Source organism: Pelosinus propionicus DSM 13327 (assembly GCF_900114615.1).
In the GTDB taxonomy this organism is placed as follows: domain Bacteria; phylum Bacillota; class Negativicutes; order DSM-13327; family DSM-13327; genus Pelosinus; species Pelosinus propionicus.
In genome coordinates, this window is sequence record NZ_FOTS01000017.1 from 66114 (window position 1) to 78380 (window position 12267).

Below are 12267 nucleotides of genomic sequence, written 5' to 3' on the forward strand. Positions count from 1 at the left end.
ACCACCTCCTAGAACTTTCTTTTAGAATCCTTATACAAATTTCTTAGCACCTGCAACAATACTCTTTAAAAAGACTGATTTAATCGGTTCAATCGCTAAGAATGCCTTTACAGGTGAAGATTTTTCTAGCAAAGCAGCAATTCTTCCTAATGCCCGATGACTAAGACGAGAAGGATCATCAAAAATAAAATTCGATAACTTTCCCCTTTCGATAGCCATAGAAATCATCCGATCAAAGGTATTTTCAGGTACAAGCACACGTTTTTCCCTCGGCTTCATATGAATGCTGTTAAATTTGCATGCAGCTACGCATACACCACATCCTAAACATAATTCCTCATCACAGAAAGCACGCCTGCCGGTGCTAGTGCTTTGCGTTTTTTTCTCTAGTACAATCGCCCCTAATGGACAGGCTTTTATACATGCATTACAGCCACGGCATTTCTCTGCATCGACCTGAGCTAACCAATTCGATGTCACTACCGCATGACCCATTGAAAAAGTTTTCATCGAATGCAGCATGCCGCAGCAACAACCGCAGCAATTACAGATGAATCCTACATGATTTTGCACATTATCAGCAATCTGTGCCAGCCCAGCTTCTTTACATTTTTCTAATACAGCCATTGCGTCCTTACAGCTTATCTCTTCAGCCATTCCTTTTTTGATTAACATCTGAGCACTGCCATGAAAAGTCATACATGTCTTTTGTGGAGCATTGCAGCTTTTCCCTAAATGACTGGCTTTATGACGACAGGCACATAAAGATAATCCAATCGTTTTCGCTGAATAAATCACAGCGCTTGCCTTCTCCCAATCTAATATTTCTGTATAATCACCAGAAGGTAGTGCCTCTTCACGCACTAAGGATCGCCCTAGTTGAGTAGTTTCAGAAAAAATACTATGAGCAAAACGATCATCCTGAAACATATATTGTTCAAAAAGATGAGCTAATTCTTTTAATGGCATCTCATCACGAGTGCGCATAAAAACAAATTCAAAGAATCCAATAACGACAGGTGCTAGCACTACATAACATTCTTCCTTATGTTCTACATCAAACACTAACCCTTTCTCCGCCATAACGGATACCTTGTCACGCAATTGTTCTATATGCATATCTAATTTACGTGCTAACGTCTTGATCGATGTGGGACGCAGCGGAATCTGTCTAGCTAGGTCTGCTTCTTCCGCTGAAAACAATAATTTTAAAATTTCAATAAAAATCGGCGAATAGGGTGCTCCTGTTATATTATGATCTAAGCGTTGCTGCAGCAAAAGATATTCCCTTTGATTATTAACAATGTGTCCCATTTTCCCTCCTGCTAAAACTAAGATTGAAATAACAAAGTATAGCGTTCGATTACTAAATATAGCATAACTATAAGCATTAGTGAAATTTTCATTATATCTTACTATAACAAAAAGAAGATCGCTTTAAAAGGCATAAAGCAACCTTCTTACCAGTATCTTATTTCGTACTTTTATTGTTTTATTAATCCTAATTTCTCCAATACGATAATAAATTTATCTATTTCGATCGGCTTCCAAGCATAAGCTTCACATCCGGCATTATTAGCATTCATTACAGTATTTTTGTCATTTAATGCTGTTGTCATAATGACTTTAACCTTATTGCAATCTTCTATTCCTTTTTGCTTTTCAATATCGCGAATCGTTTGTAAAGCTTTTAATCCATCCAATTTTGGCATCATAATATCCATACAGATAAGATGGTATGGTTCCTCTTCTTTTATTGCCATTAAAAATGCATCAATGGTTTCTAAACCATCCGTAACTATGTCACAATCCCCATATTTGGAAAGAAACTTCTTCATAAATACTCTGCTTGCCAGATCGTCTTCAGCAATTAAAATTCTCATACTACACTCCACCTTTCGCCCTTATTATAGTCAATCTTCATTTAATGGCAGTTTTATATAAAAAGTTGTCCCTTCTATTTGGTTGGTATCGAATCCAACCGTACCTTTCAAGTATTTTTCTCCTATCAATTTCATGCTATAAGTTCCTAATCCACGTCCTCTGCCTTTTGTAGAGAATGACTCATGGAATATAACCCGCTGCAATTCTTTTTCTATATAATGATCATTATGCACCCATAACACAATCTGATCATTTCTATCTCGATCTATATTACAGCCAATCGTAATCAAACCACTTTCGTTTGTTGCTTCTAAAGCATTCTTAATCATATTTCCTAGTATTCTTCGAAGTAATTTGTAATCAATCTGGAATACAATTCTACTACTTTTGTCATCTAGTAGAATTGTCTTATTACTTGATAACTCATGCCCTTCATATAGCTTAATGGCTGATGTCAGTACCTCGATTGAGTCTACCTTATTGGTTTCTAAAACTAACTCGCCGTTTTCTGCTTCTAAAATAGCCTTTTGTGATCGAATCTCTTCCACCAAATACTTAAATGTATTCTCTACAAATTCAAATTCTGGTTTCACTTCTTCAGGTACATCCTCTTTTAGCAGCCCTATGATTCCCGTTAAAGCACCCGTTGTATTGATAATATCGTGAAAAAAGATTTGTTCAAACATTTTGACCTTTAAGGAATCGCCAATATCAGTAAAAGTCACAATATAAAAGGTTTCATCTCGGACTTCTATAGGGGCTATATGAATCTCCATATTGAAATGCACCTTAGAATTTTTTATATGGTTTACACTAGAGAATTCACCTGAATAAGTGCCTTTTGCTTTAATCGACTTTAGGATTAATTTATAAAAACCGCAATAATTGCATGCAGCTACTTCTCCACACCCAGTCGAAGTTTCATGAGAATGAACACACCTTAATACCTGTCCTAACGTTTCCCCCAAAGAAGGCTGCTCAGTCTTTACGTATATCTTATCTAAGAAAAACTGATTTGCAAAAATAACCTGAGTACATTTGTTTAAAAGTAAAACCATACTTCCAGTAGCGTCAAAAGCTTGTTTAAATAAAGGTAATTCCCGAAAATACTCAATTTGCTTCTCTACATCCTCATTGGAACGATCGACGAATGCGGGAAATCGTGCGTCAACACTCCTTCCTCTAATTTTATTCATGACAACAATCCTTCTTTTTTCCTTATTTCCATATCGCTTTGCATTATAAATTCCCAGCTACAAAAGAATGCAGTAACTTAGGAATATTTTTTAGTGTTGTTTGCTTTTGAACGGCTCCTAAATCATAAGCAACTTTAGGCATTCCATACACAACGCAGCTTTCTTCATCTTGACCAATTGTTTTTGCACCTTGTTTTTTCATATTGAGCAGTCCTTTTGCTCCATCATATCCCATACCAGTCAAAATAATGCCAATTGCATTACTGCCAACCTTTTCTGCCACAGAATGAAACAGTACATCAACAGACGGACAATGACCATTTACCTTTTCACCTTTAAAACATTCAACGTGGTAACTGCTGCCTTTTCTATTAATCTTCATATGATAGTCTCCAGGTGCAATCAATACTTTCCCTGGAACAACCAAATCTCCATTTTGTGCTTCTACCACTTCCATCCTGCATGAGTGATTCAGTCTTTGCGCATACATTCCTGTAAAAACTGGCGGCATATGCTGAACAACTACAATTCCCGGCATATCTCGGGGCAGGGAACGAATTACTTCATAAATTGCTTCTGTACCTCCTGTTGATGCACCAATAGCAATAACAGTCGTCTTTGCTTTCTCCATCCCTTCGCTCACAAGCAGGTGGCTATATTCCCTTTTTAAGTGCCCTACCTTTGCCATAGAAGCAATCTTTATTTTTATGATCAGTTCCTGTATAAAAACATCCATGCTTCTTTGGGACCGCACATCCGGCTTATTTACAAAATCAACCGCTCCAGCATTTAATGCTTCAAATACATTCTCATTTACCGCACTTACAACTACAACGGGAATAGGATATTGCGGCATAAGCTTCTTTAGAAATTCCAGCCCATTCATTCTAGGCATTTCTACATCAAGAGTAAGAACATCTGGCGCTAACTCTAATATTTTATCCCTCGCGGCGAAGGCATCTGCTGCTGTTCCAACTACTTCTAATCCTGCATCATTAGCTATACTCTTCGCTACTGTCTCTCGAAAAAGCAAAGAATCATCAATAATTAAAACTTTTGTTTTTCTTTTTGCCATATTCATCCTCCCTATCCTTTTCTATAAACTGCTGGCATCACATATTGATATTGTGTATCATTTCTACTAATTGACTCGGAATGGCCGATGAATAAGTACCCTCCTGGTTCGGTAAAGTCATAAAACTTTTGAATAAGACGCATTTTTGTGGCATGATCAAAATAAATCATTACATTTCTACAAAATATACTATGAAACTTTTTTTTGAATGGAAATTGATCATCCATAAGATTAAACATTCTAAAGATAATCTCCTGTTTTAGTTCCTTTGTTACTTGATAACAGTCTTCATTCATCTTTTTAAAATAAATACTTTTCCAATATCTAGGTATTCCATCTAATGAATCCGTTGAATACATTCCTTCTTCTGCAGCTGCTAATGCTTTAGCCGATATATCTGTTGCTAATATTTTCGTATCCCAATGTAATTTTTCATTAACAAAATAATCTCCCATGATCATAGCTAACGTATACGGTTCCTCACCAGTTGAGCAGCCTGCACTCCATATTCTTATATCTTTTTGTTTCACATTTATTTTTAAATAAGGCAGCACCTTGTTCTTAAAAAATTCAAAATGCTCCACTTCCCTCATAAAAAAGGTGTGATTTGTTGTTAGCTTACTAATCAAAATCGTTATTTCCACCTTGCTTTTATCAGCAAAAATATAGTTTAAATAATCCGAAAAATTCGTAAATCCTTTTTCAAGTAAAATACTGCTTAACCTTCCCTCAATGAGATTTTTTTTGCGAGTAAGATTAATACCGTAATTAACCTGTATATACTCCGTCAATGTTTTGAATTCCTTTGGAGTTATTACAATCATCATAGCACCTGCCAAAACCATAGAGCTAATCGTAATAATTAGCTCTATGTAAATTTCATTCGAGTATTCTATTATTTCCTAGTATTTTCCGAACTCTTTATCACTAAGAGAAATTCTAGGTTTCTGAGATGTAGCAGCAGCTTCTCTACGCGCAGCAAATATACTTGCTCCTGCTCTAAACTTGCTTCTATCATCCATTTCAGAAGAAGGCATGTCAATCATTTCGTGCCTTGCAAGCTGTCCTAAATCTCTTTTTAATTTAAACTTAGCTACCATAGTCTTCAGAATATCAGCTTGTCCGGAAAGTTCTTCACTTGCCGAAGCACTCTCCTCGGCCGTTGATGAGTTGTTTTGCACCACTTCAGCAACTTGTTCAATGCCTTTGTTAATTTCAGAAATAGCAGTGGCCTGTTCATTGGAAGCAGCAGAAATTTCACCGACAATACTCACAGCCTTTTCGACTCCCTGAACAATATCTTCAAGAGCCTTTGCAGTTCCATTTGCCGTTTGGGTCCCCACTTCCACATTCTTAACAGAGCCTTCAATAAGTACAGTTGTCTCTTTAGCTGCATTTGCGCTCCTTGCAGCTAAATTCCGCACCTCTTCCGCAACAACAGCAAAGCCTTTCCCATGCTGTCCTGCTCTAGCAGCCTCTACCGCAGCATTTAAAGCCAATATATTGGTCTGAAATGCAATTTCATCAATTACTTTAATAATTTTAGAGATTTTGGAAGAAGATTCATTGATCTCCTCCATAGAATTCAGCATTTTCTGCATATGCTGATTACCTTGTTCGGCACTTTCTTTTGCCCTGATAGCAAATTCATTGGCTTGATTTGCTTTTATCGCATTGTCTTTTGTTTGAGCTGCAACTTGCCCAATGGACACGGTCAATTCTTCTATCGCACTCGCCTGTTCCGTTGCCCCCTGTGATAACCCCTGACTGCCATCTGATACTTGCCGCGATCCAGAAGCAACTTGATCTGCCGCATTATTAATCTCGCCAAATACATCGTTGAATGAGGCGATAATCAAGTTTAATGCATCTTTAATCTGAGCAAAGTCTCCTTTGTATTCATTATTGATTTCCACATCTAAATTGGAGTTAGCCATTTGGTTAAGAACTTGAGAGATTTCATTTACATAAGCAGAAAGAGAATCCAATGTCTCATTCATTGCATTTTTAATATCTGCATGGTCTCCTTGATATTCACCAGTAACTCTCAACTGAAGATTTCCATCAGCCATTTCTTTTAAGACTGTACCAGCTTCCCTGATCGGTTTTACAATCGCTTCTAAAAGTTCATTAAGTCCTAAAATTAGTTCTTTCCAATCCCCTTGAAAGCTTTCAGCATTCGCTCTTGAATCAAGTTTTCCATTAATTGCAGTACTAACTAATTGAGCAACTTCCTCATTAACTCCTTTAAGATTTTTTCTTAGATTTTCAACGGTTTCATTAATAACTCTCTTCTTGCCAGGAAATAGCTCTAGTTCGGCATTAAAGTTTCCTTTTGCAAACTCCGATACACATGCCATTGCTTTCATTTTTACACTGATGTGGCCTGCAACCATTCCATTAATACCCTTTGCCATTTCCTGATAGGCTCCAGAAAATTTATCTTCTGGTACAACCACGTAGATTTCGCCCAAATCATGCTGATCGGCTATGTACTTTAATTCTGAGATTAAGGAATGGAGTACCGTATTAATTTGACGAAGTGCCAGCTCCAGCCTTCCAGTTTCGTCCTGTAAGTCATTGTCAAAAACACTATCTAATTTCCCTTCTGAGATTCTCGTTGCTACCGCCACCATCTTATTAAGCGGTCTACTTATAAGCCGGGCAATATACAATCCGGATCCAATAGCAATACACATAGCAAGAACAGAAACACTAAACATGATCATTGTCGTCTTGTCTATTAAAACACGTGTGGCTTCCAGCCGATCTTTTGCCTGCTGCATGTTAATATCCATAAGCCGCTGTGTGGCCATATCAGCTTCTCTTCCTACCTGCCCAGTATCGGTACTAGCAAATTTTGCAAGCTCTTCCGTTTTATTTTCACTCACTACTACGCCTAATTTATCTAGATTTACTTTATATTGTGTTAATAAGGATTTTAAGTTATTGAATTCAACTCTTTCATCATTTTCAAAAATATAACTTTTCTCATATTGCAGCATATTCTTATCAATCTTACTAAACAACGTTTTTGCTTCTTCCATGAGCTGCATCTTGTTATTATCATTTAATCTTATGTTTCGCGAAAGTACTCGTACTCGTAAAAAATCTGCCTCAATTGCCCCCATAATTGATAATGCCACCGTATTCTCCTGGTACATTCGCACTTCTTCATCACCTATGCTGCGTAAATTAACTATGCCAAATAAACCGACTAATCCGCCTAGTAAAGCTACAAGAACAAAACCAATAATTAACTTGGAAGATATGTTCAGATTATAATACCATCTCATATTTTATACCTCCTAAATATATGTTCAAGACTATCCTACAGCTTCAGCAATTTCATCTATTTCATCCTCATTTAATAACCTGTCGCAATCCAGTAATAATTTTACCTCATTTTCTATTTTACCAATCCCTTTTACATAACGATTATGAAAACCTATCTTACTATCTGGCGGAGGAACAATGTTTTCAGCAGCAATAACGATTACCTCAGCAACATGATCAACAATGAGCCCAATGGAAATATCCTGAATTTCTATCACAATAATACAAGTTCGCTCATTATAATCTCTTGGTTCCTTCTTGAACCGTAATCGAACATCCACTACTGGAATGATCTTGCCTCGCAAATTTATTATTCCTTTAATGTACAGTGGCATTTGTGGTATTTCTGTGATCTCTTGTAGGCCAATAATTTCTGTCACATACTTAATTTCAAGTCCATAATATTCTTTGCCAATCGAAAAAGTAAGAAACTTCCCCTGCTGAGTATCCTCAGTTGACTCCGTTAATTCACTTAAAACGTCCAACACATATTCACTTCCTTTATCATTTGGTCATTCTCTCCCTAAAATACCATTAGCATCCAAAATTAAACTGATCCCACCATCACCTAATATAGTACAACCAGCAATACCTTCAACTTTTTTGATATATTTAGGAAGCGCTTTTACAACCACCTGCTGCTCACCAACCAATTTGTCAACAAATAGGCATGCTGCTTTTGTATCGGTTTCTACCATTACCATAATACCTTCACTAATAGAAGTCACTTGTGTTGTAATATTAAAGAGCTTGTGAAGTCTTATAACGGAATAACATTGACCGCGAATCATAATCATTTCATTCCCATCACTATCAGCAATAATATCATTTGCATCCATTCTAAAAGATTCGCGAATGGAAGTAGTCGGTATCGTATAGCGAGACTTTCCTACATTTATTTCTATTCCATCAATAATAGCCAGAGTTAAGGGGATCTTTACCAGGATTTCAGTACCAACGCCGAAAGTACTTTCTATTGTTATATTTCCGCCAATTTTTTCAAGATTTTTTTTCACTACATCCATTCCTACCCCACGTCCAGAAAATTCTGTTATTTTATCTTTCGTTGAAAATCCTGGAAGAAGAATAAAAGAAAATACATCTTTGTCTGAAAGCTCGTTTTCAGGTTTTTTTACAAGTCCTGTTTCTCTCGCTTTCTTCAAAATACTTTCTCGGCTCATCCCCTTACCGTCATCTCTAATGGTAATGAGTACATCACCGCCATAACTTTGCGCCTCCAAAACAATCTTGCCTTTAACAGGCTTCCCAGCTTCAATCCTGCCTTCCTTGCTCTCCAAACCATGGTCCATTGCATTCCGAATCAAATGCATTATAGGGTCAGATAGCTGATCGATAACATTTTTATCAACTTCTGTAGTTTCGCCAATGATTTCTAATTCAACTTCTTTATCAAGTTTCTTACTCATATCTCGTACGATACGGTTCATTTTGTGAAAAACCATCGATATTGGCATCATACGAATAGACATCACAATGTCCTGAAGTTCATCAGTAAGCTTTCGCAGCTGCCTCGCAGCTTTTTGAAAACCATCTAATTGTAAGCCTTCTAGTTCAGGATTTCTAGTAACCATGGCTTCCGAAATAACAATCTCCCCAACAATATCCATCAGCATGTCCAATTTAGTAACCGTCACACTAATCATACTCTGCTGTCGATTGTTAATCCCGGACTGACTTTCGACCTCCTCTTTGATTGCCTCAATTTGAGGTGATCGAACAACCTCGCTAACTTCATCCAGTATTATTTCTTTTCTTTTGGGAGTGCTTTTATTCCCTATATCTGGGTATTCGTCAACTTGCTCTACTTCCAATTTCCTTATAAAAGCCGCCTGCTTTAAAATACTATCAACTTCTGAATCTGAGACTTCTGTACAAAAATTAACTAAAAAACCGGTATCCTTAATGATTTCATCACTTTCCGCACTATCAGTAATGTTTTCAGGAAAATGAAATATTTCGCTTGCTATGTCCTTCAAATTATGAATAACCATATAAGCACGAACACTTTGCATCTGACAATCCTCTTCAAAGAAAACTCTCACGTTGTACTTTCTGCCAGATTCACTAGATGCCTTTTGGTAATTACTTATATAGTACATCGTTTTTTCTTCCTCTTTAGAAGCAGACTGTTCAGTATAGTTATCTGTATGAGATGCTTTCATTTCTTCTAGAAAATGATCAATTGCAGAAATAAGGTTTTCCGGTGCACCATCTGCTACCTTATCATTTTCAATTTTCGTAATTTCACCCTTAACAAAATCAATTCCCGATAGCACCAAGTCAGATAATCCTGCATAATCAATATGCGTGATTTTATTTTCCCGAATAAAATAAAATAGATCTTCTAACGAATGAGCTAATAAGGCTATATTAGTAAACATCATCATCGCAGAAGATCCTTTTATGGTGTGCATAATCCTAAATATTTCATTTACAGATTCTAGCTCAATTTTTTTATTTTTCTCACATTCAATAATAATTTCTTCTAGCTGCTCTACTAACTGACTCCCTTCAAAAAGGTACATTTCCAGCATGGGCTCCCGACTCAATCCGTCACCAGTCATATCTATCCCCCTATCTTACCAGAAACCATTGTGTGGTAACCTTATTCATTTTCATTACTACGATCCAAAAATACATTTGATTCCCTTCATGACTCTTTGCTTGAGATCAAATTGACATCCATCTAGTTTCCACATAAACGTAGTAGAACATATGATGCCAAAAACGGCATCCGTCATAGCTTGTACATCAATATCTCTAGAAAATTGGTTTTTCTCTTTCGCTTCCGTCACCAGAAAAAATAACACCTGATATCGTTTCTTCATAATTTCAGTCATCTTCTCATGTAATTGTGCATCATAACGGAACATATCAAAAGAAAACATAGCGGTAGTAATCTGAGGATAATTCTGGTAGTATTCCGTATAGGAATTTACAAAATATTCGATTCCTGCTCTGCCTGTCATTTCATTATCAACTATTGTATTTTTTATTTCATCATCAAAATTTGCGTATCGATCCAAAATGGCAGTGACAATTTCTTTCTTACTGCTAAACTGCTTGTAAACAGCAGGTTCTGTTATATTTTGCCGATTGGCGATTTCTTTTGTTGTAAGTCCATTAATTCCCGCCTCATCAAATAAGTCAATTGCTGCAATAGTAATTCTTTCTTTTCTTTTTAGAACCGCCTTGTACATAAACACCTCCCAAAAACTTGGTTAGTTAGTACTAACTTACATTTAATATACAAAAATACACATTTTTTGTCAATAAATATTTTAAATTGTAAATTTGTATTTGTTTTCCAAGATAAAAGCAATTATTCTCTCAACTAGAAAATAATTGCTTTTTTGTAAATTTAAATTAAGAAATCATTTTAACTCGAGTTGTAAAATAAAATTTACTGCCTAGCCCCTCTTGGCTTTCGACCCAAATTTCCCCCCCCAATAACTCCACAATTTTCTTCGAGCTAGCCAATCCCAATCCGATGCCTCCATATGTTTTAGTATATGTATTGTCAAGCTGAGAGAAACTTTCAAACAAAAATTCTCTCTTGTCCTGTGCTATGCCAATGCCAGTATCGCTAATACCTAACCGGATCATAGCATATTCATCCTTTTGCTCTTCAACTAAAACCTCAACAGCTATTTTCCCCTGATTGGTGAATTTCAAAGCATTCCCAAGTAAGTTACATAAAACTTTTATAATTTTGGCTGCATCGCCAATAACAGCTTCTGATAGATTTTCATCACAGACCAGACACAGTTCAATTCCTTTTTCTCTTGCTGCACTAGCAAACATCATGATCACATCATTGACTTTGTCTTTCAAATTGAAGATCGTTTGCACCATCTCATCATTTTCAAGTTTAGAATAATCCAGAACCTCAGTTATTATTTTGAACAAGGAACTAGCAGAAATTTTAACAAGTTCTAGATTTTCTCTTTGCTCATCCGTTAAATCTGTCATTAGTGTTAAATCAGTTAAACCTACGATGGAATTCATCGGCGTTCTAATTTCATGACTCAAATTGTTAACAAACTGATTTTTGATTGAGTCTGCCACCGCAGCCGCATGTTGAGCCTCTAAAACTGCTTGTTCTGCCATAATACTTTTGATCCATAAAGCAAGTATCGCTTCTATTTCCTTCAAAAAGGCAACTCTCTTATTTACAAAAGCATACTCCTCTTCCGCATAAAGATTAAGTATACCGATAACTTTTGTCGCATAAAAGAGCGGGATCGATACAAATGAACCAGATTTCATTTCCTGAATTTCATCTCGCCAGCCATTATATTGATGATTATTCTTTATATCATTAATAATCATCATCTGTCCTGTCTTAACAGCAGTAACCGTAGTTTCAGGACTATAAGGGGAACCATCCCAAGTAAATTCCAAATTAGAAAAAGTCTTTTTATCAAGTCCAGCATGAGCGATTAATTTAATCTCAAAGCTATCTTTTTGTATTGCTTCAACCCATGCTACCGTAATAAAAGTCAGCTGTGTTAACGTTTCACATAGTTGCTGATATAAATCAGATTCATTGGCTACATTTAATAGTAAACGCTCTATTTTTCTCTTAATAATTGAAATTTCGATATTTTGCATCCATTTTGTTGTCTTTTTAGAAAATTGGATATGCATCTTTTGCAATATGATGGGATGATTTTTCAGAAATACCCCTCCAATGCTATAGGATGATTATTCACGCCCCTTAATATGACACCTCCTGTTGCAAAATTCACCTTA

10 protein-coding genes are annotated in these 12267 nt (G+C 36.3%); all 10 read right to left on the reverse strand.

What is annotated here, in order from left to right; translation table 11 throughout:
• Positions 1-30 precede the first annotated feature (30 nt).
• Positions 31-1314 (reverse strand): 4Fe-4S dicluster domain-containing protein, encoded by a 1284-nt coding sequence (locus BMZ99_RS11025; protein ID WP_090936717.1) that lies wholly within the window; start codon positions 1312-1314, stop codon positions 31-33.
• 170 nt (positions 1315-1484) lie between these two features.
• Positions 1485-1883: a response regulator gene (locus tag BMZ99_RS11030; protein ID WP_090936720.1), complete on the reverse strand. Its 399-nt coding sequence runs from the start codon at positions 1881-1883 to the stop codon at positions 1485-1487.
• A 30-nt stretch (positions 1884-1913) separates the two neighbouring features.
• Complete coding sequence (locus BMZ99_RS11035) at positions 1914-3080, reverse strand: sensor histidine kinase (RefSeq protein WP_090936723.1); 1167 nt, start codon at positions 3078-3080, stop codon at positions 1914-1916.
• Positions 3081-3123: 43 nt separating this feature from the next.
• Positions 3124-4155, reverse strand: a complete 1032-nt coding sequence (locus tag BMZ99_RS11040; protein WP_175490531.1) for a protein-glutamate methylesterase/protein-glutamine glutaminase — start codon at positions 4153-4155, stop codon at positions 3124-3126.
• 11 nt (positions 4156-4166) lie between these two features.
• Positions 4167-4982 carry a CheR family methyltransferase gene (locus tag BMZ99_RS11045; protein ID WP_245754923.1) on the reverse strand — a complete coding sequence of 272 codons (816 nt, stop codon included), beginning with the start codon at positions 4980-4982 and terminating at the stop codon, positions 4167-4169.
• Positions 4983-5057: 75 nt separating this feature from the next.
• On the reverse strand, positions 5058-7451 hold the full coding sequence (locus tag BMZ99_RS11050; protein WP_090936732.1) for a HAMP domain-containing methyl-accepting chemotaxis protein: 2394 nt from the start codon (positions 7449-7451) through the stop codon (positions 5058-5060).
• A 30-nt stretch (positions 7452-7481) separates the two neighbouring features.
• Entirely contained in the window at positions 7482-7979 is a 498-nt protein-coding gene (locus BMZ99_RS11055) for a chemotaxis protein CheW (protein WP_090936735.1), read from the reverse strand.
• 24 nt (positions 7980-8003) lie between these two features.
• The gene (locus BMZ99_RS11060; protein WP_090936738.1) at positions 8004-10076 is read right to left on the reverse strand and encodes a chemotaxis protein CheA; all 2073 of its coding nucleotides are present in this window, start codon (positions 10074-10076) and stop codon (positions 8004-8006) included.
• Positions 10077-10133: 57 nt separating this feature from the next.
• The gene (locus tag BMZ99_RS11065; RefSeq protein WP_090936741.1) at positions 10134-10712 is read right to left on the reverse strand and encodes a TetR/AcrR family transcriptional regulator; all 579 of its coding nucleotides are present in this window, start codon (positions 10710-10712) and stop codon (positions 10134-10136) included.
• A gap of 166 nt (positions 10713-10878) precedes the next feature.
• Positions 10879-12126, reverse strand: a complete 1248-nt coding sequence (locus BMZ99_RS11070) for a sensor histidine kinase (protein WP_217645079.1) — start codon at positions 12124-12126, stop codon at positions 10879-10881.
• Between the last annotated feature and the right edge of the window lie 141 nt (positions 12127-12267).